The organism is Pseudomonas sp. Larv2_ips (assembly GCF_963879675.1).
Taxonomy (GTDB): Bacteria; Pseudomonadota; Gammaproteobacteria; order Pseudomonadales; family Pseudomonadaceae; genus Aquipseudomonas.
Genome location: NZ_CAWOAW010000013.1, coordinates 181,367 through 197,025, shown reverse-complemented (window position 1 = coordinate 197,025; position 15,659 = coordinate 181,367). Strand labels below are relative to the sequence as shown.

At 60.0% G+C, this 15,659-nt stretch carries 19 protein-coding genes; 6 read left to right on the top strand and 13 right to left on the bottom strand.

Annotation, left to right across the window (positions count from 1 at the left end):
- Positions 1-30: 30 nt before the first annotated feature.
- The 8 genes from AACV02_RS05380 to ffh all read right to left on the bottom strand — a co-directional run bounded on the left by AACV02_RS05380 (position 31) and on the right by ffh (position 6,064).
- Positions 31-768, bottom strand: coding sequence for a thioredoxin fold domain-containing protein (locus tag AACV02_RS05380; protein ID WP_106578312.1), 738 nt, complete (start codon positions 766-768; stop codon positions 31-33).
- A 176-nt stretch (positions 769-944) separates the two neighbouring features.
- Positions 945-1,841 carry a site-specific tyrosine recombinase XerD gene (gene xerD / locus AACV02_RS05375; protein ID WP_119736868.1) on the bottom strand — a complete coding sequence of 299 codons (897 nt, stop codon included), beginning with the start codon at positions 1,839-1,841 and terminating at the stop codon, positions 945-947.
- A gap of 152 nt (positions 1,842-1,993) precedes the next feature.
- On the bottom strand, positions 1,994-2,407 hold the full coding sequence (locus AACV02_RS05370; protein ID WP_119736866.1) for an acyl-CoA thioesterase: 414 nt from the start codon (positions 2,405-2,407) through the stop codon (positions 1,994-1,996).
- 85 nt (positions 2,408-2,492) lie between these two features.
- Positions 2,493-2,843, bottom strand: a complete 351-nt coding sequence (rplS, locus tag AACV02_RS05365; RefSeq protein WP_003175895.1) for a 50S ribosomal protein L19 — start codon at positions 2,841-2,843, stop codon at positions 2,493-2,495.
- A 45-nt stretch (positions 2,844-2,888) separates the two neighbouring features.
- A complete protein-coding gene (gene trmD / locus AACV02_RS05360; RefSeq protein WP_177343966.1) occupies positions 2,889-3,662 on the bottom strand; it encodes a tRNA (guanosine(37)-N1)-methyltransferase TrmD in 774 nt (257 codons plus the stop codon).
- A complete protein-coding gene (gene rimM / locus AACV02_RS05355; RefSeq protein WP_003175898.1) occupies positions 3,644-4,180 on the bottom strand; it encodes a ribosome maturation factor RimM in 537 nt (178 codons plus the stop codon). Before rimM ends, trmD begins: the two co-directional genes overlap by 19 nt.
- Before the next feature lie 5 nt (positions 4,181-4,185).
- Positions 4,186-4,437 carry a 30S ribosomal protein S16 gene (gene rpsP / locus AACV02_RS05350; protein ID WP_003175899.1) on the bottom strand — a complete coding sequence of 84 codons (252 nt, stop codon included), beginning with the start codon at positions 4,435-4,437 and terminating at the stop codon, positions 4,186-4,188.
- Positions 4,438-4,687: 250 nt separating this feature from the next.
- Entirely contained in the window at positions 4,688-6,064 is a 1,377-nt protein-coding gene (ffh, locus tag AACV02_RS05345; protein ID WP_010207982.1) for a signal recognition particle protein, read from the bottom strand.
- Between the two features lie 233 nt (positions 6,065-6,297).
- Here ffh and AACV02_RS05340 point away from each other — a divergent pair, with 233 nt between their 5' ends.
- From AACV02_RS05340 to AACV02_RS05330, 3 genes are all read left to right on the top strand, one after another.
- The gene (locus AACV02_RS05340) at positions 6,298-7,110 is read left to right on the top strand and encodes a cytochrome C assembly family protein (protein ID WP_106578310.1); all 813 of its coding nucleotides are present in this window, start codon (positions 6,298-6,300) and stop codon (positions 7,108-7,110) included.
- Between the two features lie 12 nt (positions 7,111-7,122).
- The gene (locus AACV02_RS05335) at positions 7,123-8,361 is read left to right on the top strand and encodes a transporter associated domain-containing protein (RefSeq protein WP_119736865.1); all 1,239 of its coding nucleotides are present in this window, start codon (positions 7,123-7,125) and stop codon (positions 8,359-8,361) included.
- A gap of 367 nt (positions 8,362-8,728) precedes the next feature.
- Entirely contained in the window at positions 8,729-10,039 is a 1,311-nt protein-coding gene (locus tag AACV02_RS05330; protein WP_119736861.1) for an MFS transporter, read from the top strand.
- A gap of 114 nt (positions 10,040-10,153) precedes the next feature.
- Here AACV02_RS05330 and purT read toward each other — a convergent pair whose 3' ends face one another.
- The 5 genes from purT to AACV02_RS05305 all read right to left on the bottom strand — a co-directional run bounded on the left by purT (position 10,154) and on the right by AACV02_RS05305 (position 13,397).
- Positions 10,154-11,335, bottom strand: a complete 1,182-nt coding sequence (purT, locus tag AACV02_RS05325) for a formate-dependent phosphoribosylglycinamide formyltransferase (RefSeq protein WP_094951941.1) — start codon at positions 11,333-11,335, stop codon at positions 10,154-10,156.
- A 69-nt stretch (positions 11,336-11,404) separates the two neighbouring features.
- Positions 11,405-11,872: a VUT family protein gene (locus tag AACV02_RS05320; RefSeq protein ID WP_106578306.1), complete on the bottom strand. Its 468-nt coding sequence runs from the start codon at positions 11,870-11,872 to the stop codon at positions 11,405-11,407.
- Between the two features lie 149 nt (positions 11,873-12,021).
- Complete coding sequence (locus tag AACV02_RS05315) at positions 12,022-12,237, bottom strand: DUF1289 domain-containing protein (RefSeq protein WP_119736859.1); 216 nt, start codon at positions 12,235-12,237, stop codon at positions 12,022-12,024.
- The gene (locus AACV02_RS05310; RefSeq protein ID WP_106578304.1) at positions 12,234-12,758 is read right to left on the bottom strand and encodes a gamma carbonic anhydrase family protein; all 525 of its coding nucleotides are present in this window, start codon (positions 12,756-12,758) and stop codon (positions 12,234-12,236) included. Before AACV02_RS05310 ends, AACV02_RS05315 begins: the two co-directional genes overlap by 4 nt.
- Positions 12,759-12,794: 36 nt before the next feature.
- Positions 12,795-13,397: a CoA pyrophosphatase gene (locus AACV02_RS05305; protein WP_060754282.1), complete on the bottom strand. Its 603-nt coding sequence runs from the start codon at positions 13,395-13,397 to the stop codon at positions 12,795-12,797.
- 146 nt (positions 13,398-13,543) lie between these two features.
- Between AACV02_RS05305 and AACV02_RS05300 the strand changes: the two genes are divergently transcribed.
- The 3 genes from AACV02_RS05300 (at position 13,544) to AACV02_RS05290 (ending at position 15,658) form a co-directional block, all read left to right on the top strand.
- On the top strand, positions 13,544-14,092 hold the full coding sequence (locus tag AACV02_RS05300) for an NUDIX hydrolase (RefSeq protein WP_106578303.1): 549 nt from the start codon (positions 13,544-13,546) through the stop codon (positions 14,090-14,092).
- Between the two features lie 40 nt (positions 14,093-14,132).
- A complete protein-coding gene (locus tag AACV02_RS05295) occupies positions 14,133-14,636 on the top strand; it encodes a L,D-transpeptidase family protein (RefSeq protein ID WP_106578302.1) in 504 nt (167 codons plus the stop codon).
- Between the two features lie 263 nt (positions 14,637-14,899).
- Positions 14,900-15,658 carry a GntR family transcriptional regulator gene (locus tag AACV02_RS05290; RefSeq protein ID WP_106578301.1) on the top strand — a complete coding sequence of 253 codons (759 nt, stop codon included), beginning with the start codon at positions 14,900-14,902 and terminating at the stop codon, positions 15,656-15,658.
- The last annotated feature ends 1 nt before the right edge of the window (position 15,659 follow it).

The window sequence follows — 15,659 nt, the reverse complement described above, 5'->3', positions numbered from 1 at the left end:
GGCGGAGCATGATCGCCAAAGGCTCGACGATTACTGCTTACTCGCACCCAATGCCAGTTTGGCAACTTGTGGCGCCGGCTGGTAGCCCGGAATGACTTGGCCGTCAGCCAAAACGATGGCCGGTGTACCGTTCACGCCAATCGACTGACCCAAGGCAAACTGCTTGGAAACCGGGTTGGCGCATTTGGCCGCCTTGATTTCCTTGCCATCGACCATTTTGTCCATCGCGGCTTTCTTGTCGGTCGAGCACCATACCGCCTGCAACTGCTCGTCACCCGGCGAGCCCAGGCCCTGGCGCGGGAACGCTACGTAGCGCACTTCCACACCGAGCTTGTTCAGCGCAGGCACTTCGGCGTGCAGCTTGTGGCAGTACGGGCAGGTGGTGTCGGTGAACACGGTGATGTGGGTCTTGGTCTCGCCGATGGCCGGGTACACCACGGTTTCAGCCACTGGGATGCCGTTGATCAGCTTGGACACGCCCAGGCGCTCGGCCTTCTCGGTCAGGTTGACCGGCTTGCCATCTTTCAACTGGAACAGGTAGCCCTGAACGATGTACTGGCCATCGGCACTGGCGTACAGCACGCGGCTGCCTTTGAGCTTGACTTCATACAGGCCGGCCATCGGGCTGGCGCTGATGCTTTCGATCGGCGTGTCGAGCTGCAGGTTGGCCAGGCTCTTGCGAATCGTTTGCTCGGCGGCGTCGTCGGCGACAACAAAAGTGGAAACCAACGCAATCGCTGCGGCGGCAATAATCTGGGTCAAGCGCATGGGAACTCCTGAAGGCAGATGCAGGGACGGGTGTGGAACACCGATCTGAAAATACGGGGTCATACACTCAAGGCAAACAAAAGTCTGACCGTCCCCTTTGCTAACCGGCAAAGCCTACCACAGTTGGGCCGGAGGGCAGACTGCGGCGGGCAAATTGGGCCGTTTCGGGTGGAATTTCATCCGCGCGGGTGGTGCTTGGCGTGCATATCCTGCAAGCGTGCCCGCGCGACATGCGTATAGATCTGGGTTGTGGATAAGTCACTGTGCCCCAGCAGCATTTGCACCACGCGCAGGTCCGCACCGTGGTTGAGCAAGTGGGTAGCGAACGCATGGCGCAACGTGTGCGGCGACAGCGCCTTGCCGATCCCGGCCACCTTGGCCTGGTGCTTGATACGGTGCCAGAAGGTCTGGCGGGTCATCTGCTCGCCGCGCAGGCTGGGAAACAGCACATCGCTGGGCCGCCCACCGAGCAACTCGATGCGGGCATCACGCACGTAGCGCTCGACCCACACGATTGCTTCTTCGCCCATCGGCACCAAGCGCTCCTTGCTGCCCTTGCCCATCACCCGCAGCACGCCCTGGCGCAGGTTGACCTGCTCAAGGGTCAGGCTGATCAGTTCGGTCACGCGCAGGCCGCAGGCGTAGAGCACTTCGAGCATGGCGCGATCGCGCTGGCCAATGGCTTCGCTGAGGTCGGGCGCGGCGAGCAAGGCATCCACGTCGGCTTCCGACAAGGATTTGGGCAATGGCCGGCCCAGTTGTGGCATGTCGATTTGCAGCGTCGGGTCGGTGGCGATGAGCTTTTCCCGCAGCAGGTAGCGATAAAAGCCACGCACGCCGGAGAGAAATCGCGCAGTGGAGCGCGGCTTGTAGTTCTGCTCAAGACGCCAGGCCAGGTGATCGAGGATCAGCTCGCGACCGGCATTGATCAGTTCGAGGTTTTTTTCCTGCAGCCAACCATTGAACAAGGCGAGGTCACTGCGATAGGCCTGGCGGGTGTTGTCCGACAGGCCTTTTTCCAGCCACAAGGCGTCGAGAAAGCGGTCGATCAGAGGGTGGTCAATGGCGGGCATAGGGGCTCAGGCTGATGACTGGAGTGTCTGGTAGATCCTATCGCAGGCAAGCCAGCTCCCACATGGGTTTTGTGTTTTGCCTGATAGCAGGCATCAACACCGATCGAATGTGGAAGCTGGCTTGCCTGCGATGGCCGCGACTCGGTTCAGGATCAGTCAACAAACCCTGGCAGCACCGGCACCGGACGCTTGTCGGCATCGATCGCGACAAAGCTGAACACGCCTTGGATCGCCTTTTCGCGACCATCGGCGCTCATGCTCTCGACGAACACTTCGACTTCGACCTTGAGGCTGGTGTTGCCCACCTTGATGACATGGCCGATCAGTTCAACGATAGAACCGGCCGGAATCGCGTGATTGAAATCAATGCGGTCGGTGGAGACCGTCACCAGCGGCAAGCGGCAAAAACGCGTGGCCGTAATGAACGACACTTCGTCCATCCAGGCCAAGGCGGTGCCGCCGAACAGGGTGTTGTGGTGGTTGGTAGTCGGCGGAAACACAGCCTTGGTCACGTGGGTCACGGACAGGTCGGTGCGGCGCTGGATTTCTTCGAGGCGGGTGGTCATGGGCAAGTACCGGCAGGCAAGGGACAAATTTCAGGCACAAAAAAGCAGCCCGTAGGCTGCTTTTTTCTGCATCGGGAGGCTGGACTTAAGCCAGTTTTTCCTTGATGCGAGCTGCTTTACCGGACAGGTCACGCAGGTAGTACAGCTTGGCTTTACGTACGTCACCGCGACGCTTAACGGCCATGCTGTCGATTTGCGGGCTGTAGGTCTGGAAAGTACGCTCTACGCCAACACCGTTGGAGATTTTACGAACAGTGAAAGCACTGTTCACACCACGGTTACGCTTGGCGATTACCACGCCTTCGAATGCTTGCAGACGCGAACGGTCGCCTTCCTTCACTTTCACCTGAACGACAATAGTGTCGCCCGGGGCAAAGGTAGGGATCTCTTTGGTCATCTGCTCTGCTTCGAGTGCAAGGATGATTTTGTTAGTCATGCTGTGCTCCTAAGGTAAGTCAATGGACCTACCATCGATACGTTGTTAACTATCGTCCCGCGCGAGGATGTATTCCTCGAGCAGCTTCTTCTCTTCTCCAGAAAGCGAGCGGCTTTCCAGAAGATCGGCGCGTCGTTCATAGGTCCGACCAAGGGACTGCTGTAAACGCCAACGCCGGATGTGTGCGTGATTGCCACTTAGCAATACGTCGGGAACACGCTGATCCGCATACACCTCCGGTCGGGTGTAGTGCGGGCAATCCAGCAAACCATCCGTGAAGGAATCTTCCTCCGCGGAGTCCGCATGCCCTAAAGCTCCAGGCAGCAGTCGTGTAACCGCATCTATCAGGACCATCGCCGGCAGCTCGCCGCCAGACAGGACATAGTCCCCAATCGACCACTCTTCATCGACATGAGCTTCAATAAACCGCTCGTCAATGCCTTCATAGCGACCGGCAATCAGGATCAGTGCTTCCTCATTCGCCAGTTCGCGTACCGCAGCCTGTTTCAGCTGACGGCCTTGAGGGGACAGGTAAATTACCTTCGCCTTCTCCCCGGCGGCGGCCTTGGCCTCAACCAACGCGTCTTCCAGGGGCTTGATCTTCATCACCATGCCCGGACCACCGCCAAATGGGCGATCATCCACAGTGTGATGTCGATCTGTCGTGTAGTCTCGCGGGTTCCAACAGGTAAGCTGCAACAGCCCCTGTTTCACCGCCCGACTGGTGATGCCGTACTCGCTGATGGCGGAGAACATCTCGGGAAACAAACTGATCACTTCAATGCGCAAATTAGCCACGCTTAGAAGTCCGCGTCCCATTCCACCTTCATCTCGCCCGCTGCCAGGTCGACGGCCAACACGCATTGCTCGGTATACGGCAACAGGCGTTCGCGATCATCCAGGCTGCCAGCGCAAGGCTTGACCACCATTACATCATTGGCGCCGGTTTCCAGAAGATGGTCGATTTTCCCGAGCAATTGCCCGAGTTGATCAATAACCTTCAGACCTTCCAGCTGGTACCAGTAGTACTCGCCGTCGGTCAATTCAGGGAACAGGTTGCGCGGCACGCAGATCTCGTAACCGGCCAGAAGACGAGCTTCTTCACGATCATCAAGACCCTTGAGCTTTGCGACCAGGAACTTATCGCTCCCGCGTCCACTGACCAGCTCGACCTGTTTCACACTACCTTCGCGCTTGAGCGTCCAGGTTTTGTACTGCAACAGGTTTTCAGTCGGATCAGTAAAGGAATACACCTTCACTTCGCCGCGAACGCCATGAACAGAGTAAATCTTGCCGATAACGATCAAATCATCAGCAACAGCTGGCGTCGCGTTCATATTGCTCAGGCTGCGGCCTTAGCCGAGTCCTTCAACAGTTTTGCAACGCGCTCGGATGGCTGTGCACCCACGCTCAGCCAGTAGGCTACGCGCTCTTGGTTCACGGACAGACGAACTTCTTGACCACGAGCAACAGGGTTGAAGAAACCAACCTGTTCCTTGTGCGAACCGTCGCGCGGGTTGCGGCTGTCGGTTACGGTCAAGTGGTAAAACGGGCGCTTTTTGGAGCCGCCAAGGGCAAGACGGATTGTTAGCATGTGAACATCGTTCCTGTAGTCGGTGCTGCAAATCTAAATGCACAGCGGGCATAGGTGCCCGAAAGGCCGCATATTCTAAGGAATATCCGGACTTTTGCAAATGTCTTTTTCTGGCGCCTATCAGCGTGCCACTCAGATCTGCTATAGAGCCGTCGGTTAAAACGGCGAGTCAGCTCCCGCTAACCGCGGGTTTGCTGGAGATCCCACATCCCTGTGGGTCGGAGCAGAAGTGAACTTCCGCTCGAATTCTTTACATTTTTGGCATGCCGCCGCCGGGCAACATACCGCCCATGCCGCGCATCATCTTGGCCATTCCGCCTTTTGCGGAGAACTTCTTCATCATCTTCTGCATCTGCTTGTGCTGCTTGATCAAGCGACCGATGTCCTGCACCTGGGTGCCGGAGCCCATGGCGATCCGACGCTTGCGCGAACCGCTGATCAGCTCAGGGTCGCGGCGCTCGGCCGGGGTCATGGAGTTGATGATGGCTTCCATCTGCTTGAACTGCTTCTCTGCCGCGCCTTGGGCATTGCCCATTTGCGCCAGGTTCACACCGCCGATGTTCGGCAGTTTGTCCATCAGGCCGCCGAGGCCGCCCATGTTCTTCATTTGTTGCAGCTGGTCACGGAAGTCTTCGAGGTCGAAGCCCTTGCCCTTCTTCAGCTTCTTGGCCAGCTTATCGGCCTTGTCCTTGTCGAGCGTGGCTTCGGCCTGCTCGATCAGGCTGAGCACGTCGCCCATGCCGAGGATACGCGAAGCGATACGCTCAGGGTGGAACGGCTCGAGCGCGTCGCTCTTCTCGCCCATACCGATGAACTTGATCGGCTTGCCGGTGATTGCACGTACCGACAGCGCAGCACCGCCACGGGCATCACCGTCGACCTTGGTCAGGATCACGCCGGTTAACGGCAGCGCATCACCAAAGGCCTTGGCGGTGTTGGCCGCATCCTGGCCGGTCATGGCGTCGACCACGAACAGCGTCTCGACAGGATTGATCGCGGCATGCAGCGCCTTGATCTCGCCCATCATCTCTTCATCGATGTGCAGGCGACCGGCGGTATCGACGATGACCACGTCGATGAATTTGAGCTTGGCTTCTTTAATAGCCGCGTTGGCAATGTCGACCGGCTTCTGGCTCAGGTCGGACGGGAAGAAGGTCACGCCCACTTCGCCTGCGAGCATTTCCAGCTGCTTGATGGCCGCCGGACGGTACACGTCGGCCGACACCACCATTACCGACTTCTTCTTGCGCTCTTTAAGGAAGCGCGCCAGCTTGCCGGCGGTGGTGGTCTTACCCGCACCTTGCAGACCGGCCATCAGCACGACGGCCGGTGGCACGGCGCTGAGGTTCAAGTCTTCGTTGGCCGCGCCCATCAGGCTTTCGAGTTCGGCCTGCACGATCTTCACAAAGGCCTGGCCCGGGGTCAGGCTGCGGGACACTTCGGTGCCGACCGCGCGCTCCTTGACCGAGTTGACGAAGTCCTTCACCACCGGCAAGGCCACGTCGGCTTCCAGCAACGCCATGCGTACTTCACGCAGGGTGTCTTTAATATTGTCCTCGGTCAGCTTGGCCTTGCCGGTTACGTGGCGCAGCGTCTGCGAGAGACGGTCAGTCAAGTTTTCAAACATGCGCGATCCTTTCAGGCCCTATTCATCGAAATGCTTTGTAGACCGAGGTAATGGCGGCCCAGGCTGTGGTAAATCGCTGTTAAAAACAGCGCTCGGCGAGCCTGCGGCGTGGGCAGGTCGCGGATTATAGCGAAGACTGCGCCTGTGCACACCCGCTGTCTGGCCCGGGAGTCTTTCGTGCAGCGTTGGTGTGTGCCAAACTCAGCGCCTTTCGGGCTTGTCTATCAGGATTTATGGTCCCCTTGTCACCCAGTTTGCTACCCAGCCTCGCCGCCGCCATTTTGTACGCCGCTGCGACTCTCTATCAGGGCACTCGTCTGGCCCAAGGCACAAAAGCGGATAAACGTCTGCTGGTAGGCCTGGGCGTCGTCGCCCTGCTCGCCCACGCCGCGAGCCTGTTCACTCACTTGATGACGCCGGTCGGCCTGGGCCTGGACTTTTTCAGTGCCGCCAGTCTGATCGCCGCGGCCGTCATCGCCCTGACGCTGCTGGCCTGTTACCGCATTCCTGTGGAAAACCTGCTGGTGCTGCTATTCCCGCTGGGAATGCTGACGGTGCTGCTGGCGCAATTCACCCCGACCGGCACCGTGCAAGTGATCGACGAGGAGCCGGGCATTCTCGCCCACATCCTGCTGTCGATCCTGGCTTACGGCATGTTCACGATTGCGGTGTTCCAGGCGTTGCTCCTGCTGCTGCAGGACCACCAGCTTAAAAACAAGCACCCGTCCGGGCTGATCAAGAACTTCCCGCCGCTGCAAACCATGGAAAGCCTGCTGTTCGGCTTCCTGTGGGCCGGCTGGACGCTGTTGTCGCTGTCGCTGATTTCCGGCTGGCTGTTCGTCGAAAACCTGTTCGCCCAACACCTGGTGCACAAAACCCTGCTGGCGTGCCTGGCCTGGGTGGTGTTCAGCGTGCTGCTGTGGGGGCGCAACCGCCTCGGCTGGCGTGGGCACAAGGCGATCCGCTGGACCCTGGCCGGTTTCTGCCTGCTGATGCTGGCCTATTTCGGCAGCAAGCTGGTTCGCGAATACATCCTGCATATCTGACGGGCAGCGATCATGGACAACTTGCCCCTTGGGCCGATGCTCGCGGTAATCGCCTTGCTGGTGTTATGGGCGGCGCTGTTTACCGCCATCGAAGCCGCACAACAACACGTGCTGGCGCTGCGCCCCGGTACACGCCAGGGTGACAAGGCTGCCGCCCGCCTGAACTTCCCGCGTAACAGCCTGATTCTGTGCAACAGCCTGTGTCGCGCGGCCGTGGTGATTCTCTGCACGCTGCTGGCAATCTACGCCTGGGCGCAGAACGGCCCGTGGCTCGGCTGGCTGATCTCTTGCGCGATCCTGCTGGTGCTCGCCGACTACCTGCCGCGCGCCCTGGCGGTTCGCCACCCGCAAGCCGTACTGGGCTTTGGCAATACGCTGCTGGGTGTGCCGCTGAAAATCCTTTACCCCCTGGCCTGGCTGCTCAATGGCATCAGCCTGTTATTGCTGCGCCCGTTCGCTCGCAAATCCGGCGTGGTGAAAAAGAGCGACGAACCATTGCCCGATCACGACGATGAACCCGAGCCCGAGGCCGACGACAATCGTACGCCCGGCATGCCCGGCATTCACGCGTTGGACAACATCACGGTCAACGACATCCTGGTGCCGCGCAGCGAAGTGGACGGTATCAACCTGGATGACTCGGTCGAGGAAATCATCGAGCAACTGCGCACCTCGCAGCGCACCCGTTTGCCGGTGTTCCACAGTGACATCAATCAGGTCGAAGCGGTGCTCAATACCCGGCAGATCCAACACCTGCTGCCCGACGCCAGCCTGACCAAAGAAGCCTTGCTCGCCGCCTGCCACGAGCCCTATTTCGTCCCCGAAAGCACGCCCCTGCAACTGCAATTGCTGAACTTCCACAAGCAGCAGCGACGCCTGGGCATGGTGGTGGACGAATACGGCGAAGTGCTGGGCATCGTCACCCTGGAAGATATCCTCGAAGAAATCGTCGGCGAATTCGAAAGTGATCAGGCAACGGACAACCCGCATATCGAAGCGCAGCCCGACGGCCGCTACATCATCGACGGCGCCGCTTCGATCCGCGAGCTGAATAAAAGCCTGGGCTGGCACCTGCCCAGCGACGGCCCCAAGACCCTCAACGGCCTGGTGACCGAAGCGCTGGAGACCATTCCGGATTGCGCGGTGTGCCTGAAGATCGGCCGCTATCGCCTGGAAATCCTCGAGACCGAGGACAACCGCGTGAGCAAGGTACTGATCTGGCACACCAGCCGCGTGCCTGTCGCCGCCTAGCTTTTCGGCACTGCGCACTCCAATGTGGGAGCGGGCTTGCTCGCGAAAGCGGTGGATCAGTCAGCCCATCTTTAACTGACCCACCGCTTTCGCGAGCAAGCCCGCTCCCACAGTTGATTTGCAGCGTTTGATAGATCGTGACTGAGCCTCTTGTTGTATGTTCAAACCCCTTCCTATAATCGGTGCGGCTTACCAGAGCCCCGCCCGACCGCGTGCTACCCGCACTCAGCGCGTCCAGGCACTGCGTTACCGTGTCTGACCGGTGTTTGCTCCCATCCCGAGCCGCCCCGCTTACACCCCTGATCCATGGGTGTTTGACCAATAATAATCCGCGTCCAAACGCGCAATGACCGTCAGGGATACCTCAATGAGCACCACCTATAACGAGGCTGCAACCGCTGCCCCGCTCAACTCGACCGCACGGGTCGCCACCGCGAGCATCGTCGGCACCGCCATCGAGTTCTACGACTTTTACATCTACGCCACGGCCGCTGCGCTGGTGATCGGCCCGGTGTTCTTCCCGCAGACTTCCGGCACCGCGCAGATGCTGGCGTCGTTCCTGACCTTTGGCATCGCCTTCATCGCTCGCCCGCTAGGTTCGGCGCTGTTCGGCCACTTCGGTGACCGTATCGGGCGCAAATCAACCCTGGTGGCGTCGTTGCTGCTGATGGGCGTGTGCACCACGCTGATCGGTTTGCTGCCGGGTTACGACAGCATTGGCGCGTGGGCCCCGATCCTGTTGTGTGTGCTGCGCTTCGGCCAGGGCCTGGGGCTTGGCGGCGAATGGGGCGGCGCAGCATTGCTGGCCACCGAGAACGCCCCCAAGGGCAAGCGCGCCTGGTTTGGCATGTTCCCGCAATTGGGCCCTTCGATTGGCTTTCTGGCGGCCAACGGTTTGTTCCTGATCCTGGCCATGAGCCTGAACGACGAGCAGTTCCGCAGTTGGGGCTGGCGCATCCCGTTCATTCTCAGCGCAGCGCTGGTGATGGTTGGCCTGTATGCACGCCTCAAACTGCATGAAACCCCGGTGTTCGCCAACGCCGTCGCCAAAGAAGCGCCGGTGAAAGTGCCGTTGGTGGAGTTGTTCAGCCAGCATTGGCTGCCGGTCCTGCTGGGCGCGGCATCGATGGTGGTGTGCTATGCGTTGTTCTACATCACCACCGCGTTCTCGCTGAGTTACGGCGTTTCAACACTGGGCTACAGCCGCGAGACGTTCCTGGGCCTGCTCTGCTTCGCGGTGTTGTTCATGGGCCTGGCTACGCCGCTGGCGGCCTTGGCCAGCGACCGGTACGGGCGCAAGCCGGTGCTGATCGTCGGCGCCCTTCTTGCGATTCTGTCGGGTTTCACCATGGAGCCGCTGCTCACCCACGGCTCGACTTGGGCCGTCGCTCTGTTCCTGGCACTGGAATTGTTTCTGATGGGCGTGACCTTCGCCCCAATGGGCGCGATGCTGCCGGAACTGTTCCCGACCCGCGTGCGTTACACCGGCGCATCGGCGGCGTATAACCTGGGCGGGATTGTCGGGGCGTCGGCCGCACCATTTTTCGCGACCAAGCTGGTGGCGATGGGCGGGCTGAGTTATGTGGGCGGGTATGTGTCAGCGGCAGCGTTGCTCAGCTTGATTGCTGTGCTGTGCTTGAAAGAGACGCGGGATAATGATTTGAACAAGGTCGTCTGATAGACCGCTTTCGCGAGCAAGCCCGCTCCCACATTTGAAGGCATTCACAATTCAAAATATGTGAACCCAATCAAATGTGGGCGCTGGCTTGCCTGCGATGGGCGCGACGCGGTTTTACAGCTCTACAACAACAGCCTTCGAAGCACGAGTCGCCTTGGCCCGCGCCGCCTCAATCGACTCATCCCGCGCCAACGCCACACCCATCCGGCGCTGACCATTGACTTCTGGCTTGCCAAACAGACGCAACGCCGTGTCCGGCTCGCTCAAGGCCGCGCCGAGGTTGGCGAACGCGGTCTGGGTCGACTGCCCTTCTACCAGAATCACCGCCGAGGCCGAAGGCCCGAACTGGCGGATCAACGGAATCGGCAGGCCCAGGATCGCACGCGCGTGCAGCGCGAACTGCGACAGGTCCTGAGAAATCAAGGTCACCAAGCCGGTGTCATGCGGGCGCGGCGACACTTCGCTGAACCACACTTGATCGCCCTTGATGAACAATTCCACGCCAAACAGACCACGGCCACCCAGCGCCTCGGTCACGGCTTTGGCGACGCGCTCGGATTCTGCCAGGGCAATCGGGCTCATCGCTTGCGGCTGCCAGGATTCCTGGTAGTCGCCTTTCTCCTGACGGTGGCCGACCGGCGCGCAGAAGGTGGTGCCGCCAATGTGGCGCACAGTCAGCAGGGTGATTTCGTAATCGAAGTCGATAAAGCCTTCGATGATCACGCGGCCTTTACCGGCACGCCCGCCTTCCTGAGCGTAATCCCAGGCTTTGCGCACGTCATCGGCGCTGCGCAGCAGGCTCTGGCCCTTGCCCGAAGAACTCATCACCGGCTTGACCACACACGGGAAGCCCAGGTCCTGGACGGCCTTGCTGTAGTCCTCGAAGGTGTCGGCAAAGTGGTACGGCGACGTCGGCAGGTCCAGCTCTTCGGCGGCCAGGCGACGGATGCCTTCGCGGTTCATGGTCAGCGAGGTGGCACGCGCGGTCGGAATCACGGTGAAGCCTTCGGCTTCAAGCTCTACCAGCGTGGCGGTGGCGATGGCTTCGATTTCCGGCACGATAAAGTGCGGCTTCTCGGCTTCGATCACGGCACGCAGGGCGGCGCCGTCGAGCATGTTGATCACGTGGCTACGGTGCGCAACCTGCATGGCCGGCGCGTTGGCGTAACGATCCACGGCAATCACTTCAACGCCCAGGCGTTGCAGTTCGATTACCACTTCCTTGCCCAGCTCACCGCAGCCACACAGCAAAACGCGGGTCGCGGTTGGCGACAATGGAGTTCCGATTCGGGTCATCTCAGGTCCTCAGGGAAGCGGATCATGGGGAGAAAGGCCGGCATTTTACATGAACTGCAAGAATTGGCCTCAGTTGGCGACGGCGCGTTTGCGCAGGCGCCAGGCCATGATCAGCCACACCACCGTGACTCCGGCGAATTTCGACACCAACGCCGTACCCGCCACCGCTGGCGTCAGCGCGCCGATCAGGCCGAAGAAGATAAAGGTATCGAGGGGAATACTCAGCGCCGAACTTATCCACAGGCGATCGTGCAGTGGACGCTTGGTGATGCTGAACACCAGCCAGTCAATGCATTCGGACACCGCAAATGCCGTGGCGCTGGCCAGGGCGATGGACGGGTCGGAAGTGATATACGACAGCACCAGCGCCGCCAGCATGGCGAGTATCGCGCCATGGCCGAAGCGGGTTTGCACCATGTCGCGCAGGATAAACACCAGGCCGCCCCAGGCGGACCAGATGACGTCCAGATGCGGAGCGGTGGAAAAGGCGAAGTTGATCAGCACGACGCTGCTGATGTAGGCGATCAGGAAGAGCATGGAGATGGACCTGTGGGTAATGCCGCACAGGGTACACAATTACAGGGATGTCGTCTGGCAGGGCCTCATCGCAGGCAAGCCAGCTCCCACATTTTTGAAAGTATTCACATAGCAATTGTGGGAGCTGGCTTGCCTGCGATAGCGATGGCTCAGGCGCCGGATTTTCCCGGCATCATCCACACCAACCCACTCGCCTTCGCACGCTCGTGGCACAACCCCAACACCACCCGGCGTTCGGCATTGTCCATGCGGCTCCAGCGCGTAATCTCATCCACGTTGCGCTGGCAGCCTGTGCAAATATCATCGTCATCCAGCGCGCAAATGCTCACGCAGGGTGAGGCAACAGGGCGTTCAATCGGGTTCATTCTTCCTGCTCAACCAAGTCCCGCGCATAGCGCTGCGCGTTATGCACATAGTGCGCGGCGCTGGCTTCGAGCATGCGCTTCTGCGCTTCGGTCAACTCGCGCACCACTTTGCCCGGCGAGCCCATTACCAGCGAGCCATCGGGAATTTCCTTGCCTTCGCCGATCAGCGAATTGGCGCCAATGATGCAATGCTTGCCGATTTTGGCGCCGTTGAGGATCACCGCGTTGATGCCAATCAGGCTGTAATCGCCGACGGTGCAGCCATGCAGCATGGCGTTATGGCCGATGGTCACGCCGGTGCCCAGGGTCAGCGGGTAGCCCATGTCGGTGTGCATCACGCTGCCGTCCTGCACGTTGCTGTTCTTGCCGATCAGGATCAGTTCGTTGTCGCCACGCAACACCGCGTTGAACCACACATTGGCGCCCTCCTCCAGCTTGACCTTGCCGACCAGCGTGGCATTGGGCGCCACCCAGCTTTGCGGATGAGTCTCGACGCGGGCGTCGCCCAGGCGGTATTTCATGGTGTGTCCTCACGGCGGTGCCATTCAAGCGATGGCTCAGGTATTGATGAAACTCTTGGGTGGCTGGTGCAGGCTGATCTGCGCGTCGTCATAGAGCAGGTTGATCAGCTCGACAATCATGATTGCCGTCAGCCCCCAGATTTTATATTCGCCAAACCGATAGCTGGGCACATACCAACTGCGGCCCTGATAATCGATACGGTGGGTATGCTCGCGCGGGTCCTGGCGGAAGAACTCCAGAGGCACGCTGAATACGGCGGCGATCTCGGCATCATTGGCCAGGTATTCAACGTAATCGGGAATAACCCCGACATACGGCGTCACGCGGATACCGTGCAGGGAAATCAGTGGGCTCAACGGGCCGATGACTTCCACCAGGCCGGGCGGCAGGCCGATTTCTTCCTCGGCTTCGCGCAGCGCGGTAAAGATCAGGTCCGGGTCTTCGGGGTCACGCCGCCCGCCCGGAAACGCCACTTCGCCGCCGTGGGTCGACAGGCCGCTGGCGCGCAGGGTCAGGATCAGCTCGGGTTCGTCACTGCGGGTAATCGGCACCAACACGGCGGCCTCGGGGAAACGCCCGTCAGTTTCCAGTGTGTGAGGGGTGTGATTGCTTACCCGGCGAAGTAGCTCGTCCAGCATGAGTCATCTCGGTCTGTTGGCTACCTTGCATCATGCACCAAAGCGGGCGGGTGCCCAACCCCAAAACCCGGCACATGTCGCGAAACGACAACTTGCAGGGCCCTGCCCGCCAAGCCAAGATAGGCCCACTCTCCAGGAACCCCAGCATGAACTTCTGCAGCCAGTGCGGTAAACCGGTTACCCAGCGCATTCCCGAAGGCGACACACGCCTGCGCTATGTGTGTGATCACTGCTCGACCATTCACTACCAGAACCCCAATATCGTCGCCGGCACCGTGCCAGTGTGGGGCGATCAAGTGCTGCTGTGCCGTCGCGCTATCGAGCCGCGCCTGGGTTACTGGACCTTGCCCGCAGGCTTTATGGAAAACGGCGAGACCGTGGAACAGGCCGCCATGCGCGAAACCCTGGAAGAAGCCTGCGCCCGCGTGCGCAACATGAGCATCTACACCCTGATCGACGTGCCGCACATCAGCCAGGTGCATATTTTCTACCGTGCCGAACTGGTCGACCTGGACTTTGCCGCAGGCCCCGAAAGCCTTGAGGTGAAACTGTTCGATGAAGCCGATATCCCTTGGTCAGAGCTGGCTTTCCGCACGGTCGGGCGTACCTTAGAATGCTTCTTCGCTGACCGCCGGCAACAACGGTTCCCGGTACGCAGCGAGTCGGTGCCGCCGATGACGCGGCCGGCCAAATAACACCTTCAGGCAGCACCGTCTAACAAGGGAAACCGTTTCAATGCGTTGGTTGCTCGCTTTCATCTGCCTGTCGTTCGCTACCCTGTCCTCGGCCTCCACGGTGGAAATCCTCGGCGGCAAACCTGTCGAGAAAATCCTGGTGCTCAAGTCCGCGCACCAGTTGCAACTGATCAACGACGGCAAACCGCTCAAAACCTACCGTATCTCGCTGGGCAAAAACCCCAAGGGCACCAAGCAGTTCGAGGGTGACCGCCGCACGCCGGAAGGTTTTTACTGGATCGACTGGCGCAAGACCAGCGACCGCTACAACCTGGCCCTGCACATCTCCTACCCGAACATCAGCGACTCTGCCCGCGCGCGCCGCGAAGGCGTGAGACCGGGCAGCATGATCATGATCCACGGCACGCCCGACACCGAAGAATACCCGGAGCAATGGTTCCACACCCTCGACTGGACCGATGGCTGTATCGGCATGCGCAATGTCGACATGCGCGAAGTCTGGAACCTGGTCAAAGACGGCACCATGATCGAGATTCGGCCGTAATTTCGTACCGTTCGTAAAATAATCTGAAAATAATTCCTGCCCCTGGCAGCGCCTGCCGGTGAATACCAGTTCACCGCGCCGGGCTGCACAGTTCTGCGCGCGATAAAGACCTCTCTAATACCACTTGATACCACGCACCCTTAAAGCGCCCTGAAACCGGGTTCTGCACCGTTTTGACTGCATTGACATGGTATTTAAGTGGTATTAATTTCCGGCCATTACCGGGCGACAACACTCCAATAACCGCATCGGAAACTTCACAGATGAATCCCATCCAGACGCTGCGCCCCGACGAGAAACAATCCACGCCGCTGTACCTGCAACTGGCCCGTAACCTTGAAGCGGCGATCCATGCCGGCCAGTGGAAATCCGAGCAGGCCTTGCCGTCGGAACGCGCCCTCAGCGAGCAACTGAGCATCTCGCGGGTGACCGCGCGCAAGGCCTTGGAAGTGTTGTTTGCCCAAGGCCTGATCCGTCGCAGCCAGGGCTCCGGCACCTTTATCACGCCGCGTCTGGAACAACCGCTGTCACGCCTGTCGGGCTTCAGCGAAATGCTGCGCCTGAAAGGTTTTGTACCCACTTCGCAGTGGCTGGAACGCGACATCACCCCGCCGACCCACGAAGAACTGATCCGCCTGGGCCTGTCGCCGACCGACAAAGTCGCGCGCCTCAAACGCCTGCGTAAAGCCGACGACACGGTGATGGCAATTGAAATGACCGCCATGCCCGCCTCGGTGCTGCCGCATCCGCAGGCCATCGGCAATTCGCTGTACGAGTACCTGGAAAGCATCGGCAAGCCCATCGTGCGCGCCTTGCAGCATATCCAGGCGATCAACGCCTCGGATGAGTTCGCCAAGCTGGTGGGCATTGCCCCCGGCACCGCCATGCTGCTGATGACGCGGGTCGGCTACACCGCCGACAACACGCCGATTGAAATCACCGACACCTACTGCCGCAACGACTACTACGACTTCGTCGCAGAGCTGCGCCGCCATGACTATTCCGCTGAACTGCGCATTTAGA

What these genes read in the sequence shown, in the direction of transcription:
- AACV02_RS05380 (WP_106578312.1), bottom strand. Translation starts at nt 768, where the DNA reads ATGCGCTTGACCCAGATTATTGCCGCCGCAGCGATTGCGTTGGTTTCC.
- xerD (WP_119736868.1), bottom strand. Translation starts at nt 1,841, where the DNA reads ATGCCCGCCATTGACCACCCTCTGATCGACCGCTTTCTCGACGCCTTG.
- AACV02_RS05370 (WP_119736866.1), bottom strand. Translation starts at nt 2,407, where the DNA reads ATGACCACCCGCCTCGAAGAAATCCAGCGCCGCACCGACCTGTCCGTG.
- rplS (WP_003175895.1), bottom strand. Translation starts at nt 2,843, where the DNA reads ATGACTAACAAAATCATCCTTGCACTCGAAGCAGAGCAGATGACCAAA.
- trmD (WP_177343966.1), bottom strand. Translation starts at nt 3,662, where the DNA reads ATGGGACGCGGACTTCTAAGCGTGGCTAATTTGCGCATTGAAGTGATC.
- rimM (WP_003175898.1), bottom strand. Translation starts at nt 4,180, where the DNA reads ATGAACGCGACGCCAGCTGTTGCTGATGATTTGATCGTTATCGGCAAG.
- rpsP (WP_003175899.1), bottom strand. Translation starts at nt 4,437, where the DNA reads ATGCTAACAATCCGTCTTGCCCTTGGCGGCTCCAAAAAGCGCCCGTTT.
- ffh (WP_010207982.1), bottom strand. Translation starts at nt 6,064, where the DNA reads ATGTTTGAAAACTTGACTGACCGTCTCTCGCAGACGCTGCGCCACGTA.
- AACV02_RS05340 (WP_106578310.1), top strand. Translation starts at nt 6,298, where the DNA reads ATGGTCCCCTTGTCACCCAGTTTGCTACCCAGCCTCGCCGCCGCCATT.
- AACV02_RS05335 (WP_119736865.1), top strand. Translation starts at nt 7,123, where the DNA reads ATGGACAACTTGCCCCTTGGGCCGATGCTCGCGGTAATCGCCTTGCTG.
- AACV02_RS05330 (WP_119736861.1), top strand. Translation starts at nt 8,729, where the DNA reads ATGAGCACCACCTATAACGAGGCTGCAACCGCTGCCCCGCTCAACTCG.
- purT (WP_094951941.1), bottom strand. Translation starts at nt 11,335, where the DNA reads ATGACCCGAATCGGAACTCCATTGTCGCCAACCGCGACCCGCGTTTTG.
- AACV02_RS05320 (WP_106578306.1), bottom strand. Translation starts at nt 11,872, where the DNA reads ATGCTCTTCCTGATCGCCTACATCAGCAGCGTCGTGCTGATCAACTTC.
- AACV02_RS05315 (WP_119736859.1), bottom strand. Translation starts at nt 12,237, where the DNA reads ATGAACCCGATTGAACGCCCTGTTGCCTCACCCTGCGTGAGCATTTGC.
- AACV02_RS05310 (WP_106578304.1), bottom strand. Translation starts at nt 12,758, where the DNA reads ATGAAATACCGCCTGGGCGACGCCCGCGTCGAGACTCATCCGCAAAGC.
- AACV02_RS05305 (WP_060754282.1), bottom strand. Translation starts at nt 13,397, where the DNA reads ATGCTGGACGAGCTACTTCGCCGGGTAAGCAATCACACCCCTCACACA.
- AACV02_RS05300 (WP_106578303.1), top strand. Translation starts at nt 13,544, where the DNA reads ATGAACTTCTGCAGCCAGTGCGGTAAACCGGTTACCCAGCGCATTCCC.
- AACV02_RS05295 (WP_106578302.1), top strand. Translation starts at nt 14,133, where the DNA reads ATGCGTTGGTTGCTCGCTTTCATCTGCCTGTCGTTCGCTACCCTGTCC.
- AACV02_RS05290 (WP_106578301.1), top strand. Translation starts at nt 14,900, where the DNA reads ATGAATCCCATCCAGACGCTGCGCCCCGACGAGAAACAATCCACGCCG.